Genomic DNA, 24,480 nt, shown 5'->3' on the forward strand with positions numbered 1-24,480 from the left:
GGCGCCACGCCACCCCAGGCGTGAGGCTTTTGTCAGCCTTTGCGCCGGGGAATCCGTGGCAAAAAAAAACCGGCTGGGCCGGTTTTTCTTTGACAAGCCACGCTCAGGATCGCGCGGCTGCGCTGTCCGCCGTGGCGGCCGGCTTGGGTGCTGCCGGCATAGGTGCGGCCGGCTGAGGCGCGGCCGCTTTGGCAGCGGGCACCGTCGCAGCCGTTGCCGCCTTTTCCCCGGTCGCCGGCGCCGAAGACGGCGCGGCCTTGGCGGCGATCTGCTTGGGCGCAATGTCCATGATCAGCTCGACGCGGCGGTTGGCGGCGCGGCCGGCCGGCGTGTCGTTCGATTCGATGGGCCGCGTTTCGGCATAGCCCACCGCGCGCAGGCGGTCGGCGGCCACGCCGTCGCGCACCAGCTCGCGCAGCACGCTGGTGGCGCGACTGCTGGACAGTTCCCAGTTCGAGGCGAACTGGCGCGTCTGGATCGGCACCGGGTCGCTATGGCCTTCCACCGACACCTGGTACGCGTTCTTGTTCAGGATGGTGGCCAGGCGCTTGATCACGTCCAGACCGGACGGGCTCAGCGTGGCCTGGCCGGACGGGAACAGCAATTCATTGCTGATGCGGAAGCTGACGGACTGCTCGTTGATGATCACGTCCACCGACTTGGCCAGGTCGCCCAGGCCCAACGATTCCTTGGACGGCGCCTTCAGCGGCGGCGCGGCATCGGCCACTTTCTCGCCGTCCTCGGCGGGGGCGGCGTCAGCCGTGGCGGCAGGGGCGGCAGGGGCGGGCGGCTCGGCCCAGCTGGCCGGAATGGCGACGGCGTCGAACTCGGCGTATTCGCCGTCGTACTTGGGCAGCCCGGCCGTGGCCAGCGTGCCCACCAATTCAATCGGCTTGCCCGATGCTTCCGTCGGCTGGCCATGCAGGCGCGAGACGGCCAGCATCACCACCAGCATCGCCAGCAGCAGGGTGATCAAGTCCAGATAGCTCAGCAGCCAGTTCTCGGCGTCTTGCTCGGGCGTTTCGTCCACGTGCCAGCGCGCGTAGCGGTCCTTGCGGTCGCTTTTGCTGGGGCGCCAGCCGCTGTTGTCCGCCGCTTTCTGGGCGCGCAGTTGGGCCTGGCGGGCCTGTTCGATCCGCTGCGCCAGGGAAGGTGAAATCAGGCTCATTGACGCACGGCGGCCGGACGGGTGATGGACACGGGCTGCGCGGCGGCTTGGGTGGACCCGGGGACCGGCTTGACCTGGCCTTCCGTCTTGGCCTTGGCCTTGGCTGCGCCCTGGCCGCCGTCATAGATTTCGTCTTCGACGTGCAGCACGAACGAATTGAGCGTTTCGCGCACCATGGCCGGGCCGCGCTTCTCGCACATCATCGAGATGCCTTGCAGCACCATGTTCATGGATTCGACGCGGCGCGCGGTGCGGCGTTCCAGCTTCAGCGCGATGGGCTTGCAGATCAGGTTGGCCAGCAAGATGCCGTAGAACGTCGTCATCAGCCCCACGGCCAGATGCTGGCCGATCATCGTCATGCTGCCGTCGCCCAGCACGGCCATCAGATTGATCAGCGCCACTAGCGTGCCCAGCATGCCGAAGGCGGGCGCGAACGTGGCCAAGACGCGGAACATCTGCGCTTCGGCCTGCTCGCGGGCGCGCAACCGCGCCACGCGCCATTGCAGCACTTCAATGATCTGGTCTTCGGGGGTGTTGTCGATAATCAGCTGCACGCCCGTGCGCAGAAACGGGTTCGACACCTTCTTCAGTTCCTGCTCGACCTTGTGCACATCCGTGTTCATCCACAGTTGCGCCATGGACACCAGCTCTTCGATGTCGCGTTGCTGGTCGTGCTGGTCGTTGCGGAACACGGTGCGCACCAGCTTGAAGATGCGCAGCACTTCCGGCAGCGGATAGGCGATGAAGAGCGCCGCGCAGGTGCCGCCCAGCACGATGGCCAGGCCGGGCAGGTTCAGGTACATGCTGGCGTCGGTGGCGGACAGCGCCACGACGATGACAAGGGTTAGCAGGCCGACGGCGGCGCCGATGAGGGTAGACGGATTCATGGATCTTGCCCGAAGGGAATGGCACGCCGAGCCGGAATGCCGGATTGTCGGGAATTCTAGCCAGCGCGCGGCCGAGTCAATCCACCGGAAAGCGGGGGGAAAGGGCCGGTAAGCGCCGGCTTAAGGGATGCTGTCAGGAACCCGACTGGCCGCGTTGAAAATAGGGCCGGGTCGAGGCGGCGCGTGGGGAAAATTGCGCCAAGGCGGGGGGGTGAAGCCGGATATGTATATCATGAGCGCTATCTGGCGGCCCGAAGCACGTGGCCGCCGCGGCTTTGGAGAAGAAAATGACTACCCCCAACGAAAACGTCAGCATGGCGCTTTTCTGCGACTTCGAGAACGTGGCGCTGGGTGTGCGGGACACCAAATACCAGAAGTTCGACATCCGGCCTGTGCTGGAACGGTTGCTGCTCAAGGGCAGCATCGTGGTTAAAAAGGCCTATTGCGACTGGGAACGCTACAAGGAATTCAAGGCCCCCATGCACGAGGCGAACTTCGAGCTGATCGAAATTCCGCACGTGCGCCAATCGGGCAAGAATTCGGCCGATATCCGGCTGGTCGTGGACGCGCTGGACTTCTGCTACACCAAATCGCACGTCAACACCTTCGTGATCATCAGCGGCGATTCCGACTTTTCGCCGCTGGTGTCCAAGCTGCGCGAGAACAACAAGAAGGTGATCGGCGTGGGCGTCAAGCAATCCACGTCGGACCTGCTGATCGCCAACTGCGACGAATTCATTTTCTATGACGACCTGGCGCGCGAAGGCCAGCGCACCGCCGACGCCCGCCGCGACAATCGCGGCGGCGCCGCCGGCACCGCGCAGCGCCGCACGCCTGACGAAGAGATTCGCCGCAAGGAAGAACTGGAAACCCGCAAGACCCAGGCCGTCGACATGGTCGTCGAGACCTTCGAAGCGCTGATGGCTGAACGCGGCGACAGCGGCAAGATCTGGGCGTCGGCGCTGAAAGATGCGCTGAAGCGCCGCAAGCCGGATTTCAACGAGTCGTACTACGGCTTTCGCGCCTTCGGCAACCTGCTGGATGAAGCGCAGTCGCGCGGCTTGCTGGACGTGGGCCGCGAAGAAAAATCGGGCACGTACGTGTATCGCGACAGCATCGACGCCGCGCCGCCGGTGAACCGCGCGGCCAATGGCAACGGTGCGCGCAACGCGCCATCGCGCCAGGCTGCCGTGGCGGATACCGACGACGCGCAAGGCGACGCCGCCCAGGAAGAATCTCAGTCCCAATCCCGGTCATCGCGCAAATCGCGCGGGGGCCGCCGGTCGGGCCGTGGCACCGGCTATTCGGCCGAGCAGGGCGCCAACGATGCCGGCGGTGAGACGCTGGCGCAGGACGAGTCTGCTTCGTTTGACGCCGATTCGGCCTCGCCCGTTGCCGCCGACGCCGATGAAACGTTTGCCGCGCCGCAGGCTTCGCCGGTGGCGGGTGTGTCCACAGAGGATGATGCGTCCACTACCGAGCAAGCCCCCGTCGCCACGCGTGAGGGTGAGCGCGAGGGTGAACGCCACGGTGAGCGCGATCGGGGCCGTGGCGGACGCGAAGGCGGGCGAGATCGCGGACGCGATCGTGGCCGAGACCGTGGGCGCGATCGCGCCCGTCACGGCACGCACGTAAACGCCCTGGCCAGTGAGTCTTCGGTGGGCGAATCGTCGCCGGGGAACCCGTCGGACGACGTCCAGGCCAATACTGCCAAGGCCGCCGACGCCGCCGCTGCTGCGGCCACCGCGGCAGCGGCTACCGCCGCAACCGCCGCCGCCGCCGAGCAAGCCGCGCAAGCCGCCGCTCGTGAAGCCGCCAAGGTTGACGCCATGCGCGCCGATGCGCTGGCCCGTGCCCAGGCGTCCAAGCCTGTGCAGCCGTCGCGCCTGCCGCCCATGCCGACGCCGTTGCCGCAAGCACGCCAACCGCTGCCGGCCGTGAACATTGCCGAGTGGACGTTTGTTGAAGCGCCCGCCGAGGCGCGCCGCGAGCCGGGCAACAAGGCGCCGGCCAAGGTCACCGACCCGTTCGAGGGCGCCGTGCTGCGCCGGATCACCGAACCGGCTGCGCCCACGTCCGCTTCCGCATCGGAATCGTCCAAGCCGCAAGCCAAGCCTGCCGCCAAGTCGGCAGCGAAGACGCCGGCCAAGTCGGCGGGTAAGTCAGCGGCCGATACGACGGCTGAGACGGCGTCGGACAAGACCGCCGGTAAGGCAAGCCACACGGCAAGCGACACGGCAAGCGATACGGCAAGCGACACGGCAGCCAAGTCCGCGGCCAAGACGGCAACGAAGACGCCGTCCAAAACCGCAACCGGGACCGCAACCGGGACCGCAACTAAGACCGCAACTAAGACCGCAGCCAAGACCGCAACGAAGTCGGCCTCCAAAACCGCAGCAAAAACGGCAGCCAAGCCCGCCGGCAAGCGCGCGGCGCAGTCGGCCGATAACGCCGCGCCGGCCGACGCGGATGCCGCGCCCGCCAAGTCGGCCAGCCGTACGCGCCGCACGCGCAAGTCGGACGACTCGGCGTCCTGATTCGTCAGGGCGTCATCGTCGGCCTGGGGGCTTGCCCATGCAATATGTGCTCGTCAGTTCGTGCCTGTTGGGCAACCCCGTGCGCTACGACGGGCGCGGGGTGCCTCACGGTGACGCGGTGCTGGCGCGCTGGCGCGACGAAGGCCGGGTCGTGCCCGTCTGCCCGGAGGTGGCGGGCGGCATGCCCGTGCCGCGCCCGCCCGCTGAAATCGAAGCGGGCAAGCGCGCCGCTGACGTGTTGGCCAGCGGCGCGCGCGTCATCGCGGTAACGGGGCAGGATGTCACGGTGCCTTTCGTGCAGGGCGCCCATGCCGCGCTGGCGCTTGCCCGGCAACACGGCATTCGCATTGCCGTCTTGAAGGAAGGCAGCCCGTCTTGCGGCAGCGGCTATGTCTACGACGGTCATTTTGCCGGCCGGCGCCTACCCGGCGTGGGCGTCGCAGCTGAATTGCTGACCCGCGCCGGCGTGCGCGTCTTCAGCGAAAAGCAATGGGCGGACGCCCAGGCGTGGCTGGCACAGCTGGAGGCCCAGAATGTGGGCTAGCGTTGGCGTTCTGCTGCTGCTGGGGGGCCTGGCGTTGGTGGTGTTGGTGGGGGTGGTGGCGGCGTCAGCTGTCCGCGCATCCCGCAAACGGCTCGGAACGCAAGCCGGCAGCGATTCCAGCGCAACGCAATCCGCCGCTGGGCGTCGGTCGCTTTGGTCGAATTCGTCGCTTTGGTCGAATTCGTCGCTTTGGTCGAATGCGTCGCTTTGGTCGAATTCGTCGCGCTCTTCGCAGCCCTTACATTCATCAGGATCGTCACGTTCATCACGATCGTCACGTCAACTGCTGCGCCTTGCCGCCGTGCTGTGCCTGGCCCTGTCCGCATTCTTCTTTTACGCCTGGTACGCGTTCTACTGGAAGTGGGACTTCAATGAGCTGGGCCGCTACTACGATCCGGTCGAGCAGGTGGTCTACACGTCGTCCGGCTTTGTCTGGATACTGCCGGCGACTTTGCTGCTGGCCGCCGGCATGGCCTTCATCTGGCGCGGTTGGCGGCGCTGAGCGGTCCGCCTCGCATGCGCGAGGTGGCCGCCGTTGCGGCGCGTATGCCGCAATTCCATGGCATGCGTTCGGCATACGTTCGGGATTTTTTCCGCGTTCTTTCCCCGCCTATTCCGCGCGGATGTTCGCCGCCTTCACGATCTTGCCGTTGTCCACGTATTCGCGTTGCACCTACGACGCGAATTGCTCGACGCTGCCCGGCGACATGATGTTCAGCGCATCCGTCAGCGGCTTGCTGATGTCGGGCATGGCCGCCACCTTGTTGATCACCGCGTTCATGCGCTGCCGAAACTCCGCGCTGGTGGACGCCGGCGCAAAAAAGCCGAAGGTGGACGTCATGTTCGCCATCGGGTAGCCCAGTTCGGCGAAGGTCGGCGTCTCGGGCCAGCCCGGCAACCGCTTGGGCGATCCCACGGCCAGCAGCTTCAGCTTGCCTTCCTGGATCAGCGTATTGACGGGGGCCGACGCGTTGACCAGCATCAGCGTGAATTGCCCGCCCAGCGCATCGGGCACCATCTGCGCCATGCCCTTGTAGGGCACGTGCGTGATGCGCACCTTGGCCTGCCCGTTGATCTGTTCCAGCATCAAATGCCCCAGCGACCCCACACCCGCCGTCGCCAGCGACAAACCGTCCGGGTCCGCCTTGGCCTGGTCCACCATGTCCTTGAAATTCTTGCCCGTGAACTTCGGCCCGCCCACCAGGTACACCGGCGAATACATCACGGCGGCCACCGGCGCCAGGTCCTTCAAGGGGTCATACAGCGTCTTCATCACGTGCGGCGACAGCGTAACCGGGCTGACGGCGGTAAAGCCCAGCGTGTTCTCGTCGTGGGCGCGGGCAACGGTATTCATGCCGATCATGCCGCCCGCGCCGCCCCGGTTTTCAACGACGACCGGCCGCGCCAGTTCCGTGGCCAGCTTCTGGGCAAACGCGCGCGCGGTGTTGTCCACGATGCCGCCCGCCCCGTAAGGCACGACGATGGTCAGCGCCTGTGGCTTGGCGTCGGCCTGGGCCAGGGCGGTGGATGAGACGGCGCAGGCCGCGCTGAATGCGCAAAGCCCCGCAAGCCGCTTGAAATTCAACATGGCTTCCCCTTGGTGTCGCGGCTGCGTCGCCGCGGATGTCGACGGCGCGGTAAAGCAACGCGCCGGCATGCAGTGTGTGCAGGCCGGCGCGCGGCGACAATCGGGATTACCCGGAAAGCGGCATCAGTTGGCGCGGTAGCCCCGGCTGCTCATGCACGAATCCAGCGAATGGTTGTAGGTGTCCACCATGACTTGCGTGGTCCATTGCGTGATGGTGGCCGGGTCGTACCCGCTTTGATTCATGGCCCAGCGCTGGCATTCGGCCGTGGCATTGGCCTGCGCCGAACTGACCTTGGGTGCTGCTTCGTACTGCACCGGCTTGTATTGCGGCTCGGGTTGCGCATAGGCAACGGGCGGTTCGGCGTACAGCGGCGCGGACGTCAGCGGGGCCGAATACACCGGTGGCGCCGCGTAGACCGGCGCGCCGTACACCGGGCTGGTGTAGGCCACGCCGGGCGACGCGTAGACGCTGGTTTGTGCGTAGGTCGGGCCGGAATCGGCCGCCAGCAACAGGCCCACCGCAGCCAGCGCAAAGGCGCCGCCGACCCACCATCCGGCCGAGCTGCTGCCGCCACCGCCGTGGTGGTGGTAATTATTACCACCGTAGTAACCGCCGTGATAGCCCCCGCCGTGGTATCCACCACCGCCGCCACCCCAGCCGCCGCCGTGTCCGCCCGCCATCACGGGCGCACTTGCCACGGCAAGCGCCAACGCTACGACGCGCATCCGGCCTGTAAACCGTTTCATGATCTTGCTCCTGTCCGCCGCGCGCGGGATTACGGTCAATATGCACGCGGCGATAGCGTTACTTTACTGCTGCGCGGGCACCAAAAGTTGTTGCAAAAGCTACGGGGATTTCAACTGACTTCAAAACGATTCAGTGGCGAAAAGCGGGGAAGCGGTGTACTTTCTCGCGATGATGACGGCACGACCCCTTTCTGCACCGCAAGACAAGCGTCTTACCAAAGGCGAACGCACCCGCCTACAGCTACTTGAAGTTGCCGCAGCCGAGTTCGCGGAGCGCGGTTTCCAGCACACGCGTATCAGCGACATCGTGGCTCGCGCCAGCGTGACGCAGCCGGTGTTCTACCAGTACTTTTCCAGCAAGCAAGCGGCCTACGATGAACTGGTGGGCATGTTCGCGCAGCGCTTGCGCCAGGCGATTACCGAAGCGCGCTTGCCCGCCGGACTGGAAGGCGCCGAATTGGCCGAGCGCATCCAGGGCGGCGTGCTGCGTTTGCTGGGCATCTTGCAGGAAGACTCCAACCTGACACGCATCGGTTTCTTCCAGGTGGCCGAGGCGGAAGCGCTCAAGGATGAGCTGGTGACGATGATTGCCGACAACGTCCGCGCCGAGCAGCAGGCCGGCCTGTTCCGGCCCGAAATATCCCCCGACTGGTTGGCGCAGTCCTTGATGGGCATCATCGAACGCTTCACGCGCCAGATGCCGGATGCGCCCCAGCAGCATGCGATAGCGGAATTCATTACCCGGCTGCTGCTCGATGGCATCCGGCATCAACGACCAGCCTCCTGACGGGGGCTTTTTTTTGTCCCCCGTTTTTATCGGCCCCTTTTTTTTTGGGGGCCACAGTCACACCTGGCTCTGTGCGCGTGCAAGGGGATAGTCATGGCATTCGCGGTGGCGGCGCCGGGCACTGCGCCGCCACCGCGCCCAGCGTCATTCCACCCGAGCGCCCGAGGCCGCGACCAGCTTGCCCGCCGCTTCCCAATCCGCCTTCAGCAGATCCTGAAACTGCGCGGGCGTCTTGGCGTCGGCCTCCACCCCCAACGAGGCCAGGCGCGCCTGCACCTTCGGGTCCGCCAATACCTTGTTCACCGCCGCGTTGATCTTGTCGCGTTCGGCGGCGGGCAGGCCGGCGGGCGCCAGCAGTCCCAGCCAGGAATCGAAGGCGTAGCCGGGCAGGCCGCTTTCGGCGACGGTGGGCAGGTCGGGCGCGAAGCGCGAGCGGGTCTTGCCCGAGTAGGCCAGGAACGTCACGCGCGGGTCGTTGCGATAGGCGGTTACGCCGATGGTGGCGGCGGTGACGGCCTGGACGCGGCCGGCCAGCAGTTCGGTGACGGCGTCGCCGGTGGACTTCATGGGAATGTGCTGCATCTGCGCGCCCGAGGCGGCCAGGAACGACGCCATGCCCAGGTGCGACGCGCTGCCGTTGCCGGCCGAGGCATAGTCGTACGCGCCGGGTTTGGCCTTGATGGCCTGGATGAAGTCGGCGGTGGTCTTCGCGTTCAGGCTGGAGGACGCCAGGATGATGTAGCCGGTGTTGCCCAGGTACGCCACGCCGGTGAAGTCTTTGTAGGGGTCGTAGCTCAGGTTCTTGTACAGATAGCCGGCAATGTTGTGGCTGGCGGCGGCCAGCACCAGGGTGTTGCCGTCGGGGGTGGCGCGCGCCACCTGCGAGGTGCCCACCGTGCCGCCGGCGCCCGCGCGGTTTTCCACCACGATGGACGCGCCCAACGCCTGACCCAGTTCGTCGCCGATGGCGCGTGCAATGGTGTCCTGCACGGCGCCCGTGCCGTAGGGCACGACGATGCGGACAACGCGCTGTTCGGCGTGCGCGGCGCCGGCGCCGGCCAGCGCCAGGGACAGGGCCAAGGTAGTCAGGGTGGTGCGGCGTACGGCTTGGAATCGGGTAGGCATGACAGCGGCTCGTTGGGATAGGCCCGCACCCCGTGTTGAGGCGGGCGAAGGCGTTGGACTCTAAAGAATCGCGTGGCGCCCGCCAACGATTTATTTGCCGCTTGTTTATAGCTGCCGGGGATATAGCCTCCGAGGGAATAGGCGCCGAGGAATAGGCGCCGGGGATATAGCCCCCCGTCAGGCCCAGGTCTCATGCAGATGCGCCCATTGCGGCTGCCCATCGGCGCCCGCCATGAACAGCGCGCTGGCGCGCCGCTGTGTGGCGCCGCCGTTCCAGGCGTGGCGTTCGCGATACGTCAACAGCGCCGCGCCGGCGTCCGCATGGCGCACGGCCAGCTCATCGATCTGGATCTTCAAGCCGGGGCGCAAGCCGCGCAGTCCGGCGAACAAGGCGGGCAGGGCGCCGGGTGGCAGCCGCTGCCCGTCTGCGGTAATCATGCTGAACTCGGGCGCAAAGGCGTCCAGCAGGGCGGCCAGCACCCGCGGCGGGGTATCGGCGTTGCCGATCCATTGCTCGATGCGGGCGTGGGCGTCCAGCGCCAGGCGCAGGCTAGGGGTAGACAGGTCGGTCATGAATAACGCCGTGTAATCAACAAAGAACGCCATTCTAGAAATTTCGATGTCGCGGAAACATCGCCTGTGGGCCGATATACTGTTCGTGTTTTTTTGACAATGAAGCGGGCCATGATCAATCTGAATCGTCTGTCGATGTTCGTCGCCGTGGTCGATGCCGGCTCGTTCACGGCGGCGGCCGATGCGTTGGGCACGACCAAGGCCGTCGTCAGTTTCAACGTCAAGCAGCTGGAACAGGAATTGGGCGTGGCGCTCTTGACGCGCAGCACGCGCCGGTTGGCGCTGACGCAGGCAGGCGAGGGCTTTCATGCTGACTGTGTGCGCCTGCTGCAAGACGCGGACGCGGCCGTGGACCAGGCAAGATCCGGCCAGGCGGCTTTATCGGGCAGCTTGCGCGTGACGGCCTCGGTGGACTACGGCAACCGTGTCGTCGTGCCCGCGCTGGCAGCGTTCGCGCGTTTGCACCCGGCGCTTCGGGTGGGTTACCAGGCCAGCTCCACGCAAGCGGATCTGATCGGCGAACGCCTGGACGTGGCGATCCGCGTGGGGGCGCTGGCGGACTCCAGCTACCGCGCCACGCGCATCGGCGAATTCAGGCTGCTGTTGGTGGCCAGCCCGGCGCTGCTGGCCGAACATGGCGCGCCGCGCTCGCTCCAGGCGTTGGCCGCCTTGCCTTGGCTGGCCAACCGGCCGGGTCGCATCGACCATTGGCGGCTGACGGACAGCAAGGGGCGCGACCACGCGTTGCGCGTGGCGCCTGTGGCGCATGCGGACACGGCGTCGGCGTTGCTGGCCTTTGCCGAGGCCGGCTGCGGCGTGGCCGCCTTGCCGGATTGGTTGCTGGAAGAGCCGTTGGCGCGTGGCACGTTGCAGCGGGTGATGCCGTCGTACACGTTGCCGCGCCAGCCGGTGCACGCCGTCTATCCCGACACCCGCCACGTCAGCGCCAAGGTGCGGCGGTTCATCGATTTCCTGCGAACGGGGAAGTAACGCGCGGCCCACCCGAAGCCCAACCCCAAGCCCGCTTCAAGCCCGCCCCGCGCCCAGCCTCGGAAAACCTCAGCGCGACAGCGGTGGCGTGTCGCCCGCGCCCAGGTCCCAGTACAGGCCCGTCATCAATCCCAGCGCCTGGCGCAGCAGTTCGGGCGGCAGGTGTTCGTTGGGCGCGTGCTGCGAGCAACCGGGGTAGGAATGCGGCACCCAGATCGTGCGCAGGCCCAGCACATCCGTGAAGATGTCGTTGGGCAACGAACCGCCCAGGTTGGGCAGCAGCGCCGTCTTCTGGCCCGACGTGCGTTCCAGCGAATCCACCGCCCATTGCACCCAGGCATCGTCCGGATCGATGCGCGTGGCGCGGAACATGGATTCGCGCGTCAGCGCAATCTTGACCATCGAAAAGCCGTGGCTGTCCAGATGCCGGCGCAGGGCCGGGATCAGGTCGTCCGGGTCCACGCCCACCACAAAGCGCAGCTGGCAACGTGCCCAGGCGCGTGGCGGGATGGCGTTGACGGGCGTTTCCGGGTTGCCGGTCTTGTAGGCCAACACTTCAAACGAGCACCAGCCGAAGACGCGCTCGGCGGGCGACAGGCCGGGCTCGCCCCAGTCCGGTTCGATCTCGGGGCCGTCCGCGCCGCCGTCCACCTGGCAGTCCGCCAAGGCGCGGCGCACGGCGGCGGGTAGTTCGGTCGGCACCCATTCCGGAATACGGATCTGCCCGGTGGGCGACACGATGGTCGATATGGCGTGCGCCAGCTGAATGCCGGGGTTGGAAATCAGCCCACCCCAGTTGCCCGAATGGTGGCCGCCGGCCCGTGCCTCGATAGACAGATCAACGTTCAGGCTGCCGCGCGCGCCCAGGAAGATGGTGGGGCGCTGGGGGGCAAGACGCGGGCCGTCGGATGCAATCAGCAAGTCGGCCGCCAGCATGTCGCGATGTTCGGCGCACAGTTCGCGCAAGCCCATCGAGCCCGTCTCTTCGCCCATTTCAATCAGATACTTGGCGTTGAAGCCCAGCTTGCCGCGCGCTTCCAGCACCAGCCGCAGCGCTTCCATGTTGACGGTGTGCTGCCCCTTGTTGTCGGCAATGCCCCGGCCATACCAGCGGCCTTCGGCTTCGGTCAGCGCCCAGGGCGTCAAGCCTTCCTTCCATTCCTTTTCCAGCCCACGGATGACGTCGCCGTGGCCATAGCCCAGCACGGTGGGCAGGGCGGCGTCTTCGATGCGCTCGGCGTACAGGAAGGGCGCCAGCGCCTTGGGATGCGTCAGGGTGCGGCAGGTGAATCCCAGCGCTTCGAAGGCCGGGCGGATCTCGGATTCCAGGTAGTCGGCCAGCACGGCGGCGCGCTCGGGGTTCTGGCTTTCGGTGGGCAGCGCCAGGCGCCGCGCCAGCAGGGCGCGGAAGGCGCCCGAATCAAAACACTGTTCTGCTTGGGCGATGGCTTGCTCGCGGGTCATGAGCGGGCTCCGGTGGAGTTGGGAATTGAAGAGGAAAGGGAAGCAGCACTAGAAATGGAAGCAGATGCCGCGGTCGATGCAGCGCCGGATTCAGGATACAGATGGCAAGCCACCACGGACCCGTCACGCAGCGTCAGCGCGGGCCGCTCCACCTTGCATTGCGGCATGGCATGTTGGCAACGCGGGTGAAACGGGCAACCGGGCGGCGGATGCAAGGGGTCGGGGAACGACAGGCCCAAGCCCATGTCCGGAATGCCCAGGCCCGGTTCGGGCGTCAGCACCGACGCCAGCAAGGCCTGCGTATAGGGATGGTGCGGGTCGTGGAACAACTTGGCCGTGGGCGCCGATTCCACCACACGCCCCAGGTACATCACCGCCACATGCGTGGCGATGTGTTCCACCACCGCCAGGTTATGGCTGATGAACACATACGTCAGGTTGAACTCGCGCCGCAGTTCCATCAGCAGGTTCATGATCTGCGCTTGCACGGATACGTCCAGCGCGGATGTCGGCTCGTCGCAGATGACGATTTCCGGGTTCATGACCAGCGCGCGCGCAATCGCCACGCGCTGGCGCTGGCCGCCGGACAGCTGCCCCGGCGTGTTGTGCGCCAGCCGGGGCGGCAGGCCCACGCGTTCCAGCATCTCGATGGCCTTGTGCATCTTGGGGTTGGCGATGCCGTGCACCTCCAGCGGCAGCGACACGATGGACGCGATGGACCGGCGCGGGTTCAAGGACGAATACGGGTCCTGGAAAATCGGCTGCACCCGGCGCGCCAGCGCGCGGCGGTCCATCTGCCGGATGTCTTGGCCGTCCAGCTTGATGGCGCCGTCGCTGGGCGGCGTCAGGCCCAGCAGCATGCGGGCCAGTGTGGATTTTCCGCAGCCCGATTCGCCCACGATGCCCAGCACCGCGCCGCGTTCCACGGCCAGGTCCACGCCGTTGACGGCGTGCAGCGTGCTGCGCGGCCGGAACATGCCCGAACGGATCGAAAATTGCCGGCTGACGGCTTCGGCTTGCAACAGCGCGCTCATGCCAGGACTCCTTCTTCAACGCGGATGCAGCGCCATTGTTGATGCGGCGGCTGGCCGTGCACGGGCACGGTGTCGCGGCATTGCGGCTGCACGTAGCGGCAACGGTCGGCAAAGGCGCAGCCGCGCAGCTCGCCCACCAATGACGGCACCACGCCGGGTATCGTGCCCAGCGATTCGCCGGGCGGGGTGCGGCCGGGCACGGGGATACAGCCCAGCAAGCCCTCTGTATAGGGATGGCGCGGCGTGGCGAAGATGTCCTTGACCGGGCCTTCCTCGACGATCTGCCCCGCATACATCACCGCCACCTGCTGTGCAATGCGCGCCACCACGCCCAGGTCGTGGGTGATCAACACCATGGCAATGCCAAGCTCGGCCTGCAAGTCCGCCAGCAAGCGCAGGATCTGCGCCTGGATGGTGACGTCCAGCGCCGTGCTGGGCTCATCGGCAATCAGCAGTTCCGGGCCGCACATCAGCGCCATGGCTATCATCACGCGCTGGCGCAGGCCGCCGGAAAGCTGGTGCGGATATTGCGTCAGGCGTTGTCCGGCCGAGGCGATGCCCACCTTTTCCAGCAGTTCCACCGCGCGGTCGCGCGCCTGTTGCTGGCTGGCATGGCGGTGGTGGATGTAGTGTTCGGTCAGTTGCTCGCCGATGGCGTAGGCGGGGTTCAGCGCCGTCATCGGTTCCTGAAAAATCATCGCCATCTTGCTGCCGCGCAGCGCATTGATACGCCGGCTGCGCGCGGTGGACAGGTCTTCGCCCAGCACCGCCAGCCGGCGTGTCGTGCGCTTGGCCGCCTTGGGCAACAGGCCCATGATGGCCAGCGACGTCATCGATTTGCCGCAGCCCGATTCGCCCACCAGGCACAGCGTTTCGCCGCGCTTGACCTGGAACGACACGTCGCGCACGGCGTGCAGCGGCCCGCGCGGCGTGGCGATGTCGACCGTCAGCCCTTGCACGTCCAGCACAATTTCTTTGTCGGCCATGGTCAGGCCCTCTCTTCAGGCGTCAGCAGTTGATGCAGCCCATCGCCGGCCAGGTTGATCGCAAAGATCAACAAGGCCAGCGCCGAACCCGGAATCGCGATCAGCCAGAACGAAAAGAACATGTACGCCTTGGCTTCGGAAATCATCAGCCCCCAGGACGGCAGCGGCGGCTGCACGCCCAGGCCCAGGAACGACAGCGAGGCTTCCAGCAAGATGGCGCTGGCCGCTTCCAGCGTGGCAATCACGATCAGCTGCGGCACCACGTTGGGCAGCACTTCGCCCCACACGATGCGCCACGTGGACGCGCCAGCCGCCTGCGCCGCCGCCACGTATTCCAGCGACCGCACCTGCTGCGTGGCGCTGCGCATGACCACGGCGTAGCGGTCCCATTTCAAAAAGCCCAGCACCAGGATCACCACCCACAGCGAACCACCGACGATGGCCACCGTGGCCAGCGCCACCAGGATCACGGGCATGGACAAACGGGTCGTGATCAGGAACGACACGGTCATGTCGACCTTGCCGCCGAAGTAGCCGGCGGCCATGCCCATGGCGGTGCCGATGATTCCGGATATCAACGCCACGCTGACGCCGATCAACAGCGAAATGCGCGCGCCGTAGAACAGGCGAGACAGATAGTCGCGGCCCAGCTGATCGGTGCCCAGCGGATGCAGCCACGTGCCCTTGGCGTACCAGACGGGCGGCGCGGTGCGGTAGGCCAGGTCCTGGAAGTAGGGGTCGTGCGGGGAAATCCACGGCGCCAGCAGCGCGATCAGCACGATGATGAGCAGGATGCCGCCACCGGCCAGCAGCGCCTTGTTGCGGCGCAGCCTGCGCCAGCGCAAGGTGGATGCGGACAGTTCCATCGCGGCGGGGGCGGGCGCGCCGGGAACGGAGGGGGTGAGGATAGGCGTGGTCATGTCAGGACACCCGGATGCGCGGATCGAGCCACGCGTTGGCGATATCGGCGGCTAGCGTCAGCAGCACGTACAGCACGGACAGCAGCAGCACAATCAGCTGCATCACCGGATAGTCCTTGTACGTAATGCTCTGGTAGGCCAGATAGCCCAGGCCGTCCAGCGCGAAGATGGTTTCGATGACGACCGAGCCGCCCAGCAGGTAGCCCAGCTGCACGGCGGCCAGCGCCACAACCGGCACGATGGCGTTGCGCAGTGCGTGCTTGAAGATGATCTTGCGCGCGGGCAGCCCCTTGGCGCGGGCGGTGCGGATGTAGTCCGCGCCCAGCACTTCGATCATGCCGGCGCGTATCAGTCGCATGAAGGCCGGCGCCACGTAGTAGCCCAGCGCAATCGCGGGCATCACGAAATGCTGCCAGGTGCCGCTGCCCGACACCGGCAGGATGCGCAGCGATATCGAAAACAGCATGATCAAAATCAGCGCAAAGAAAAAGTTTGGCAGCGCCTGGCCCAGCACGGCAATCGCCAGGCACACGCGGTCGATCACGCTGCCCTTGTAAATGGCGGCCAGCACGCCCAGCGGAATCGACACCAGCAGCGCAAAGCCCAGCGCGCCCATGCCCAGCAGCAAGGTGGTTTTGAGCTTGGACAGAATCAACGGCCCGGCCTCGGTCTTGAAGTACACCGACGTGCCGAAATCGCCTTGCATGATGTGCCACAGCCAGTCGGCGTATTGCACCACCAGCGGCCGGTCCAGCCCGTAGGTCTTGCGGATCATGTCGATATCGGCCTGACGCGCGCCTTCGCCGGCCAGCGCCAGCGCCGGGTCGCCCGACAGATGCAGCAGCAGGAACGCCAGGATCGATACGGTCAGCGCCACCAGCGCCGCCAGGCCCAGGCGCCTGATCGTGAAATAAAGCATAGGACTTCCTCTAACGTTTCAGCCCGCCGGACGGGCGTGGCGCCCGCCCGGCGTTACCCCGCGCGTGACTTCCCGCGTGGCTACTTCCAGCTCATGTCCCAGAAGCGGACCAGTTCGTCGGAATACGGCTTGAAGTTCACGTCCTTGGTGGCGACGTAGTAGGCGGGCAGCGTCCACAGGGGCACCGCGTAGGCCTTTTGCGCGATCAGGTCCAGCGCTTCTTTGTAGGCGGCCTTGCGCGGCTCGCTGTCGATGGTGTGGTCGCCCTTGTTGAGCAGGTCGCGCACCTTGGGGTCGCGCGTGATGTCGTCATTGCCGAAGGCGAAGTACACCGGCGTGGACGCCGACACGTCGTTGACCAGGTTGGAACCCCAGGTCTGGTGTGTCAGAGACGCCTTGTTGGCGCGGATCATGTCGCGCATGGCGGCGTACTGCAAGAAGTTGAGCTTGGCGCGGATGCCCACGGCTTGCAGGTAGTTGATGATGGCTTCGGTCTGGTTGCGCTCGCGGTAGGCCACGATGTCGATGTCGAAGCCATTGGCGTAGCCCGCATCGGCCAGCAGCTTCTTGGCCAGCGCCGGGTCGTACTTGTAGGTGGGCGCGCCATCTTGCGTGCAACCCACTTGCGAGGGCGTGCAGATGGTGTTGATCAGCCCACCGCCTTCACCCACGATGTTTTTCAACATGGATTCGCGGTCGATGGCGTGGATGATGGCCTTGCGCACGCGCTCGTCTTTCAGTTGCGGCGCGGGGGTGCCGTCCTGGATGTTCATCTGCATGAACACGATGCGCATGGTGTTGCCGGTGACCATTTGCAGGTTGGGCATCTGGCCCAGCTGTTCGGCCTGGTCCTTGGGCACGCTCATGATCAGGTCTTCGCCGCCCGAGATGACTTCGGCCATCTGCGTCTGGCGGTCGGGGATGAAGCGGATGACCACCTTGCCGATCTTCGGCTGCGCCTTGGGCGAGTCCTTGAAGTAGTCGGTGTTGCGTTCCAGCGTGATGGATTTGCCGGGCTGATAGTCCACCACCTTGTACGGGCCGGAGCCCACCGGCTTGGCGTTCATGCCCTTGGGGCCGACTTCCTGGTAGTACTTGGCGGGGTGGATGGCGGCGGTGGTGGACAGGTATTCCTTGGCGCCAGGGAAGGGCTCCTTGGTGGTCAGGCGCACCTTGTATTTGTCGATTTTTTCAACCTTGTCGATCCACGACACGTTCTGCTGCGTGACCGCTTTGTTCTTCGGGTCTGCCACGTAGTTCAGCGTGTACACCACCGAGTCGGCATCGAACTCTTCGCCGTTATGGAATTTCACGCCTTCGCGCAATTCGAATTCCATGGTCTTGTCGTCGATCTGCTTCCAGCTTTTGGCCAGCTGCCCCTTGTACTCGTTGGTGACGGGGTCGCGGTACAGCAGCGTGTCCCAGACGTTGGCGGCGATGATGACGCCGATACGCACGTTGTTGAAGTACGGGTCGACGCTTTCAGGCGCCTGGTCGTACGCCATGCGCAAGGTGTCGTCTTTCTTGCCCGCCAGCGCGGGCTGGGCGGCAAGGCCGGCGCAGGCGAAGAGGGCGGCGGCGACGGCGGCGCGTAGTGGGGCGGCGGCGGTGACGCGGTGGGTGCGGGGTCGGGCGGGTGAGGCAGGTGTGAAGCGACTATCAGCCATGGTGAAGGCTCCTGTGGAAGGCACTACATGTACTGCGTATCCATCATCTCGCTCCGGGCCGCGCCACCCTGGTTTTATCGTTATCGTCCTTGCGCTGGGAGGGCAGGCTCAACCAGAGTCGGACGACGGCGCGGTCTTGGGTGCCGCATTGGCGTTGATGCTTGCATCGGCGTTGATGCTTTTCAGCGCGGCCTCGCACTTGCGCTGCAAGTGCTGCCGCATGATGCCGGCCAGCCGGTCGGCGTCGCGCGCGTCCAGGGCCTCGGCCATGTCGATGTGTTCGCGCATGGCCAGATCCCATTTCTGGCGGTTCTCGTTCGACACGAACCGCAGGTTCTGGATGCGCGCGTTCTGCGCGTCGTACAGCTGCTTGAGCAGGCTGTTGTGCGAGGCCAGGCTGATGCGTTCGTGAATTTCGCGGTTGGTGCGAAAGTACGTGGGCAGGTCATGGCGCGCGTGGCTGGCCATCATTTCGTAGGTCAGCGCGCGGATCTCGGCAATTTCAAGATCGGTGGCGCGTTCGCACGCCAGCCGGCACGACATGGCTTCGAGCCCGCCGATCACTTCAAACGCTTCACGGATATTGGCTTCCGACAGCGCCACCACCTGCGCGCCACGGTTCGGTTCGATCTGCACCAGGCCCTCGGCCGCCAGCACGCGAAACGCTTCGCGCATCGGTGTGCGGGACACGCCCAACAGGTCGCACAGCGCCCGTTCGTTCAGGCGGGAGCCGGGGGGAAATTCCCCTTGGATGATGCGTTCGCGCAGCGCTCCGGCGACGGCCCCAGGCAGCGTGCGGCCGTTGCCGGCAACGCGCGGCGCCGGCGACACGGCCCCTTGCGGCGGCGCGTCGGGCAGGGCGGAATCGGCGTGTGCCGACCCGGCCAGATCCGGCAACAGGCTAGGATTGCTGCTCATTGGTATACCAACTTTTCCCCGAATTTTTTTAGACTATAAACCCCGCGCAGCGACTTCAATCATGGGTGTATACCCTAGGTTATCGGTGCAAAAACAATGGGATAGAGTGGCGCATGCCGCAAGTCCGCCTGCTCGGCCAGGGCTGTGTCAAAAGCCGTTTGAATCGCCGCGCATCTTTCGTTGGTATACAAATAATTCCACTGTGGGGCTACGCATGCTTTCCCTGAATTCCCATTTGTCCGGCCGGCACTTCTTGCAGATTCCGGGGCCGACCAACGTGCCCGACCGCGTCTTGCGCGCCATAGACCAACCCACCATCGACCATCGTGGCCCCGAGTTTGGCGAGCTGGGCCGCGCCGTGTTGGAAGGGTCCAAAGCCGTTTTCCAGACGCAGTCGCCCGTGGTGATTTTTCCGTCGTCGGGTACCGGCGCCTGGGAAGCCGCGCTGGTCAACACGCTGTCGCCGGGCGACCGCGTGTTGATGGTGGAAACCGGCCACTTCGCCAGCCTGTGGAAGAAGCTGGCGGGCCGGCTGGGCCTGGACGTGGACTACATCGAAAGCGACTGGCGCCACCCCGTGGACCCCGACGTGATCGGCGCGCGGCTGTCCGAAGACACGCAGCACCGCATCAAGGCGGTGTGCGTGGTGCATAACGAAACGTCCACCGGCGTCACCAGCAACATTGCCGCCGTGCGCGCCGCGATCGACCGCGCCGCGCATCCCGCGTTGCTGATGGTGGACACGATATCGTCCTTGGGCTCCATCGATTACCGCCACGATGAATGGGGCGTGGACGTTACCGTGGCCGGCTCGCAAAAGGGCTTGATGCTGCCGCCCGGCCTGGCGTTCAACGCCGTCAGCGCGCGCGCGCTGGCCGCCGCCGATACCGCCCGGCTGCCCCGTTCGTATTGGGATTGGCGCGAAATGCTGACGGCCAATGCCAAGGGCTATTTCCCCTACACGCCGTCGACCAATCTGCTGTATGGCCTGCACGAAGCGCTGGCCATGTTGCAGGCCGAGGGCTTGCCGCGTGTGTTCGCGCGCCACGAACGCCATGCCCGCGCGACGCGTCTGGCGGTGGCCGCGTGGGGGCTGGAACTGTTAAGCCTGGACCCGGCTGCCCACAGCCCCGCGCTGACGGCCGTGATGATGCCCGAAGGCCATGGCGCCGACGCGTTGCGCAAGGTCATTCTTGAACGCTTCGATATGTCGCTGGGCCAGGGCCTGGGCAAGCTGTCCGACCGCATCTTCCGCATCGGGCATCTGGGCCACTTCAATGACTTGACGCTGTGCGGCACGCTGGCCGGCGTTGAAATGGGGCTGGCCGCCGCCGGAGTACCGCACCAGGCGGGCGGCGTGCGGGCCGCGATGGAATTCCTGGCGCGCGCCCCGGATGGCGTGGCGGCTTAAGACCAAGACAAACACAACGACGAGGGAAACCATGAACACGCTGATGCAGCAGGCGATCCAATTCGCCAATGAACACGAATCCACCTGGGACCGCAGCGTCAAGGGCAACTTTGGCGTGCACCTGAACGACCCGCCGCCCTGGAACCGCCTGCTTGGCCCCATCCATGACCGTGGCCCGGTGTCGGGCGTGGTGGTGGTGGACGGCAAGACGGTGGCCGAATGGGGCGAGCCCGAACGCGCCGACCTGACCTTCAGCGTGGCCAAGCTGTACCTGGCGATCCTGGCGGGCGTGGCGCATGACCGTGGCCTGTTGCCCGACGTGGACGAACCCGTGGGCAAGCGCGTGCCGGGCATCGGCTTCGATGAAGGCCAGAACGCTGACATCACCTGGCGCCACCTGCTGCAACAGACCAGCGAATGGGAAGGCGAACGCTTCGGCGTGTCCGACCAGGCCGATCGTTATCGCGCCGTGACCTTCGGCGTGCCGCCCGATGGCAAGAAGGGCGATGCGCGCCCCTTGCAGCGCCCCGGCACGTATTGGGAATACAACGACGTGCGCATCAACCAGTTGTCGTACGCGCTGCTGCACCTGTTCCGCAAGCCCTTGCCCGACGTGTTCCGCGAAGCCGTCACGCGCCCCATTGGCGCCAGTGAAGATTGGCAATGGGTGGGCTACGACACCGCCTGGGTCGAGATCGACGGCCAGCGCATGCCGTCCGTGCCGGGCGGTTCGCATTGGGGCGGCGGCATGTCCATCAGCGCGCGCGACCAGGCGCTGATCGGCCAGATGCTGCTGAACGACGGCCAGGCCAACGGCAAGCAGATCTTGTCGCGCGAATGGATCCAGGCGATGCGTACGCCATGCGCCATCGCGCCGTATTACGGCTACCTGATCTGGCTGAACGATCAAGGCCGCGTGTTTCCCAGCGTGCCGGCCACAAGCTTCTTCGGCGTGGGCGCGGGCAGCTCGTTCACGTGGGTGGAACCGGAACGCAAGATGGTGGTGATTGTGCGCTGGCTTAATTCGGCCCACGCGGATGCACTGTTCGGCAAAATCCTGGCGGCGGTGGATGCGGACAAGGAAACGCAGGTGTAGGATTAACGCCGCGCGAACCGCCGCCACCGGGTTCGCGCCGCGTCGACTTCATCCGCGTCGACTTCATTGATCAGAAAGGAATCGCCCCATGAAATACCGCCGTCTGGGTTCCAGCAACCTGCGCGTTTCGCCCCTGTGCCTGGGCACCATGATGTTCGGCGAACAAACGCCGGACGACGAGGCCGCGCGCATCGTTGCGTCGGCGCGTGACCATGGGGTGAACTTCATCGATACGGCCGACGTCTACAACGAAGGCCGCTCGGAACAGGTGGTGGGCAAGCTGCTGCAAGGGCAGCGCCACGACTGGGTGCTGGCCAGCAAGATCGGCAACGTGGTGGGCAAGGGCCCGAACCACTCGCATTATTCGCGTCAGTGGCTGATGCGCGGCGTTGAGCAAAGCCTGACGCGCATGGGCACGGATTTCATGGACATCCTGTACCTGCACCGCGACTTTCACGAAGAAAACCTGGAAGAAGCGCTGTGGGCGCTGGGCGACCTGATCCGCGCGGGCAAGCTGCGCAGTTTTGGCCTGTCGAACTTCCGGGGATGGCGCATTGCCGAGGTGATGCGGCTATGCGAAAAGATGGGCGTGCCGCAGCCGGTGGTGTGCCAGCCGTACTACAACATGCTGAACCGCGGCCCGGAAGTTGAAATCTTGCCCGCGTGCAAGCACTACGGGCTGGGCGTCGTGCCCTACAGCCCCATCGCGCGCGGCGTGCTCACGGGCAAGTATCTGCCGGGCCAGGCGCCTGCCGCCGATACCCGCGCCGGGCGTGGCGACCGCCGCATGCTGGCCACGGAATTTCGTGAAGAGTCGCTACAGATCGCCCAGCAGCTGGTGCAACACAGCGCCACGCGCGGCGTGCAGCCGGGCCATTTCGCCACCGCCTGGGTGTTGGCGAATCCGATCATCACCGGCGTGATCGCCGGCCCGCGCACGTTGGCGCAAATGGAAGACTATTACGCCGCGCTGGACGTCACCATCACGCCCGAAGACGAAGCTGTCGTAGACGGCTGGGTCATTCCGGGCCACGCGTCCAGCCACGGCTACAACGACCCGAACTACCCGTTCTTCGGTCGCCCCGTCGCCGGCGCCTGATCAGGCCGGCGCTGCCGCAACCGGTGCGCGCACCGGTTCGCCGGCGATGCCGTGCAGCATCATCTGCTCGACCACGGACGCAATGCCCAGCCGCGCGACGCGCCCGCGTCGTTCGGCGTCCACCATGCTGGTCAGCACGCCAATGAACATTTCCGTCAGCGCCGCCGCCGTGATGTCCACGCGGAAGGCGCCTTCGCGCTGCCCGCGCAAAAAGAACGCATCCAGCGATTCCTGGTAGCCCGACCAGCTGTTCATGATGTCGGGCTGCTGCTCGTTGTCGGGCTTCCAGTTGTACATCAGGAACGCAGTCAGTTCCTTGTGCGCCATGTTCTGGTGGATCAGCGTGTGCAACGCCTCGCGCGGCGGCGCGGTATCCAGATGCGAATCCGCCAACGCCTTCTTCATGACGTGCGCGCAATGCGTGGTAAGCCGCAGGACCAGTTGGTCCCGCGTCTGACAGAAGCGGTATAGCGTCGCCTTGCTGACGCCCACGGCCTTGGCCAGTTCCTGCAACGTGGCGCGCGGCTGGTCCACCATCGCCAATGCCAACGCCACTAAAAACCGCTCGTGCCCTTGCCCAGCTTCGTCCGCCATTGTTCGCCCCTGTCTGTGTGTCCAATCCCCATTGCCGCGTATTGGAGCATGCGAGATTCAGCTTGTGCAAACTTTTGCGATTTTGACAAGTCAGGCCTTTTAAAACGTTCTTAATGATCTTTTGATAATCAAATGAATCTTTATTGATTCAAATCAATCGTTCAGGTAGCATCCGCAGCTTGGTGAAAAAACAGTGCCGCGGGGCGCAAGGTAAAAAATGAAGAATCAATTGAAGCGGCGCTTGCCCTTGACGGTATTGGGTTCGGTGTTGGCGATGGCCTTGGGCCTGGCCGGTTGCGGCGGTGAAAACCCCAGCCAAGCCCAGGCCGACACGCCACGCGCGGTGCAGGTGGTGCAGGTGCAACCGCAGCGCTACGCGCTGTCCAGCACCTTGCCGGGTCGCGTGGAGCCGGTGCGCGTGGCCGAAGTGCGTGCCCGCGTGGCCGGCATTGTGCTGTCGCGCAACTTCGAGGAAGGCGCGGATGTGAAGGCGGGCGACGTGCTGTTCCGCATTGACCCGGCGCCGTTCAAGGCCGCGCTGTCGCGCGCCCAGGGCGAACTGGCCAAGGCCGATGCCGCCGTGGCCGACGCGCAAGCCATCCTGAAACGCTATACGCCGCTGGTGAAGATCGAAGCCGTCAGCCAGCAGGACTTCGACACCGCCACCACCACGCTGAAAAGCGCGCAGGCCGCGCGCCGGTCCGCGCAGGCCGATGTCGAAACCGCCCAGCTGAACCTGGATTACGCCACCGTCAAGGCGCCGATTTCCGGCCGCATCGGCCGGGCGCAGGTGACTGAAGGCGCGCTGGTCGGCCAGAACGAAGCCACCGTCATGGCAAAGATCCAGCAGCTGGACCCCATCTACGTCGACTTCAACCAGCCCGTGGCCGACATGCTGCGCATGCGCGCGGCGTTGCAGAACGGCAGCCTGGGGCAGGGCGAGGGCGCAAGCATCTCGATCACTGTCGACGGTACGGACCAGAAACGCAGCGGCAAGCTGCTGTTCTCGGATATCGCAGTGGACCGAACAACCGGCCAGGTGTCGGTGCGCGGCGAGTTCGCCAACCCCGATGTGTTGCTGTTGCCCGGCATGTATGTGCGGGTGGAAACACAGCAGGGCGTGGACCCCAACGCCATCCTGGTGCCGCAGCGCGCGGTCACGCGCAGCACCGACGGCAAGCCGCAGGTGATGTTGGTGGGCAAGGACGATGTGGTGGAATCGCGCCCCGTGCAGACTGGCACGATGCGCGGCTCGGACTGGCACATCGTCGACGGTCTGGCGGCGGGTGACCGCGTCATCGTGGGCGGCGTGTCAGCCGCCGTGCCGGGCCAGAAAGTCAGCGTGGCGCCGGCGGCCGAACAAGAACGTGTCGCGGCGGCAAAGCCGGCTACAGACCCGGCTTCCGCCCCGGCCGCGAACTAAGCA

General features: G+C 65.7%; 22 protein-coding genes and 1 pseudogene. 9 read left to right on the forward strand and 14 right to left on the reverse strand.

The genetic code is table 11. The features are described from left to right. Positions 1-103 precede the first annotated feature (103 nt). Together KYT87_RS12615 and KYT87_RS12620 are read right to left on the reverse strand one after the other, a co-directional pair. A complete protein-coding gene (locus KYT87_RS12615; protein WP_219992379.1) occupies positions 104-1,168 on the reverse strand; it encodes an OmpA family protein in 1,065 nt (354 codons plus the stop codon). Continuing rightward, a complete protein-coding gene (locus KYT87_RS12620) occupies positions 1,165-2,055 on the reverse strand; it encodes a motility protein A (protein WP_219992380.1) in 891 nt (296 codons plus the stop codon). Before KYT87_RS12620 ends, KYT87_RS12615 begins: the two co-directional genes overlap by 4 nt. A 287-nt stretch (positions 2,056-2,342) precedes the next feature. Here KYT87_RS12620 and KYT87_RS30020 point away from each other — a divergent pair. From KYT87_RS30020 to KYT87_RS12635, 3 genes and pseudogenes are all read left to right on the forward strand, one after another. Then, a pseudogene (locus KYT87_RS30020) lies at positions 2,343-3,174 on the forward strand (NYN domain-containing protein); the annotation flags it as partial. A gap of 1,455 nt (positions 3,175-4,629) precedes the next feature. Beyond that, the gene (locus KYT87_RS12630; protein ID WP_219992381.1) at positions 4,630-5,136 is read left to right on the forward strand and encodes a DUF523 domain-containing protein; all 507 of its coding nucleotides are present in this window, start codon (positions 4,630-4,632) and stop codon (positions 5,134-5,136) included. Between the two features lie 301 nt (positions 5,137-5,437). Further along, a complete protein-coding gene (locus KYT87_RS12635) occupies positions 5,438-5,638 on the forward strand; it encodes a hypothetical protein (RefSeq protein ID WP_255444785.1) in 201 nt (66 codons plus the stop codon). A gap of 171 nt (positions 5,639-5,809) precedes the next feature. On the opposite strand, the gene KYT87_RS12640 is transcribed toward KYT87_RS12635, so the two are convergent. Then, positions 5,810-6,724: a tripartite tricarboxylate transporter substrate binding protein gene (locus KYT87_RS12640; protein ID WP_255594093.1), complete on the reverse strand. Its 915-nt coding sequence runs from the start codon at positions 6,722-6,724 to the stop codon at positions 5,810-5,812. A gap of 123 nt (positions 6,725-6,847) precedes the next feature. Next, positions 6,848-7,471: a hypothetical protein gene (locus tag KYT87_RS12645; RefSeq protein ID WP_046807508.1), complete on the reverse strand. Its 624-nt coding sequence runs from the start codon at positions 7,469-7,471 to the stop codon at positions 6,848-6,850. Between the two features lie 172 nt (positions 7,472-7,643). Here KYT87_RS12645 and KYT87_RS12650 point away from each other — a divergent pair, with 172 nt between their 5' ends. Beyond that, positions 7,644-8,258: a TetR/AcrR family transcriptional regulator gene (locus tag KYT87_RS12650; RefSeq protein ID WP_317615887.1), complete on the forward strand. Its 615-nt coding sequence runs from the start codon at positions 7,644-7,646 to the stop codon at positions 8,256-8,258. A gap of 144 nt (positions 8,259-8,402) precedes the next feature. Here KYT87_RS12650 and KYT87_RS12655 read toward each other — a convergent pair whose 3' ends face one another. After that, entirely contained in the window at positions 8,403-9,383 is a 981-nt protein-coding gene (locus tag KYT87_RS12655; protein ID WP_219992382.1) for a tripartite tricarboxylate transporter substrate-binding protein, read from the reverse strand. A gap of 177 nt (positions 9,384-9,560) precedes the next feature. Then, a complete protein-coding gene (locus KYT87_RS12660) occupies positions 9,561-9,956 on the reverse strand; it encodes a hypothetical protein (RefSeq protein ID WP_219992383.1) in 396 nt (131 codons plus the stop codon). 111 nt (positions 9,957-10,067) lie between these two features. On the opposite strand from KYT87_RS12660, the gene KYT87_RS12665 reads away from it, so the two are divergent. Next, on the forward strand, positions 10,068-10,946 hold the full coding sequence (locus KYT87_RS12665; RefSeq protein ID WP_219992384.1) for a LysR family transcriptional regulator: 879 nt from the start codon (positions 10,068-10,070) through the stop codon (positions 10,944-10,946). Between the two features lie 69 nt (positions 10,947-11,015). Here KYT87_RS12665 and KYT87_RS12670 read toward each other — a convergent pair whose 3' ends face one another. The 7 genes from KYT87_RS12670 to KYT87_RS12700 form a co-directional block, all read right to left on the reverse strand. Further along, positions 11,016-12,410: a M20 family metallopeptidase gene (locus KYT87_RS12670; protein WP_219992385.1), complete on the reverse strand. Its 1,395-nt coding sequence runs from the start codon at positions 12,408-12,410 to the stop codon at positions 11,016-11,018. Continuing rightward, positions 12,407-13,444: an ABC transporter ATP-binding protein gene (locus tag KYT87_RS12675; protein WP_046807227.1), complete on the reverse strand. Its 1,038-nt coding sequence runs from the start codon at positions 13,442-13,444 to the stop codon at positions 12,407-12,409. The genes KYT87_RS12670 and KYT87_RS12675 overlap by 4 nt, the downstream gene beginning before the upstream one ends. Continuing rightward, positions 13,441-14,430: an ABC transporter ATP-binding protein gene (locus tag KYT87_RS12680; protein ID WP_046807226.1), complete on the reverse strand. Its 990-nt coding sequence runs from the start codon at positions 14,428-14,430 to the stop codon at positions 13,441-13,443. Before KYT87_RS12680 ends, KYT87_RS12675 begins: the two co-directional genes overlap by 4 nt. Before the next feature lie 2 nt (positions 14,431-14,432). Beyond that, positions 14,433-15,350 carry an ABC transporter permease gene (locus KYT87_RS12685; RefSeq protein WP_219992386.1) on the reverse strand — a complete coding sequence of 306 codons (918 nt, stop codon included), beginning with the start codon at positions 15,348-15,350 and terminating at the stop codon, positions 14,433-14,435. Position 15,351: 1 nt separating this feature from the next. Beyond that, entirely contained in the window at positions 15,352-16,269 is a 918-nt protein-coding gene (locus tag KYT87_RS12690) for an ABC transporter permease (protein WP_046807225.1), read from the reverse strand. An 80-nt stretch (positions 16,270-16,349) separates the two neighbouring features. Beyond that, positions 16,350-17,936: an ABC transporter substrate-binding protein gene (locus KYT87_RS12695; RefSeq protein WP_219992387.1), complete on the reverse strand. Its 1,587-nt coding sequence runs from the start codon at positions 17,934-17,936 to the stop codon at positions 16,350-16,352. A gap of 108 nt (positions 17,937-18,044) precedes the next feature. Next, positions 18,045-18,854 (reverse strand): GntR family transcriptional regulator, encoded by an 810-nt coding sequence (locus tag KYT87_RS12700; RefSeq protein ID WP_240434094.1) that lies wholly within the window; start codon positions 18,852-18,854, stop codon positions 18,045-18,047. 214 nt (positions 18,855-19,068) lie between these two features. Between KYT87_RS12700 and KYT87_RS12705 the strand changes: the two genes are divergently transcribed. The 3 genes from KYT87_RS12705 to KYT87_RS12715 all read left to right on the forward strand — a co-directional run bounded on the left by KYT87_RS12705 (position 19,069) and on the right by KYT87_RS12715 (position 22,460). Continuing rightward, positions 19,069-20,265 (forward strand): alanine--glyoxylate aminotransferase family protein, encoded by a 1,197-nt coding sequence (locus KYT87_RS12705; protein ID WP_219992388.1) that lies wholly within the window; start codon positions 19,069-19,071, stop codon positions 20,263-20,265. Between the two features lie 31 nt (positions 20,266-20,296). Then, on the forward strand, positions 20,297-21,361 hold the full coding sequence (locus KYT87_RS12710; RefSeq protein WP_046807221.1) for a serine hydrolase: 1,065 nt from the start codon (positions 20,297-20,299) through the stop codon (positions 21,359-21,361). 88 nt (positions 21,362-21,449) lie between these two features. Then, positions 21,450-22,460, forward strand: coding sequence for an aldo/keto reductase (locus tag KYT87_RS12715; protein WP_120155314.1), 1,011 nt, complete (start codon positions 21,450-21,452; stop codon positions 22,458-22,460). On the opposite strand, the gene KYT87_RS12720 is transcribed toward KYT87_RS12715, so the two are convergent. Then, complete coding sequence (locus KYT87_RS12720) at positions 22,461-23,054, reverse strand: TetR/AcrR family transcriptional regulator (protein ID WP_046807219.1); 594 nt, start codon at positions 23,052-23,054, stop codon at positions 22,461-22,463. Between the two features lie 217 nt (positions 23,055-23,271). Here KYT87_RS12720 and KYT87_RS12725 point away from each other — a divergent pair, with 217 nt between their 5' ends. Then, positions 23,272-24,477 carry an efflux RND transporter periplasmic adaptor subunit gene (locus KYT87_RS12725; RefSeq protein WP_046807218.1) on the forward strand — a complete coding sequence of 402 codons (1,206 nt, stop codon included), beginning with the start codon at positions 23,272-23,274 and terminating at the stop codon, positions 24,475-24,477. The last annotated feature ends 3 nt before the right edge of the window (positions 24,478-24,480 follow it).

The sequence above is a fragment of the Achromobacter sp. ES-001 genome (assembly GCF_019448355.1).
Lineage (GTDB): Bacteria > Pseudomonadota > Gammaproteobacteria > Burkholderiales > Burkholderiaceae_B > Achromobacter > Achromobacter spanius_B.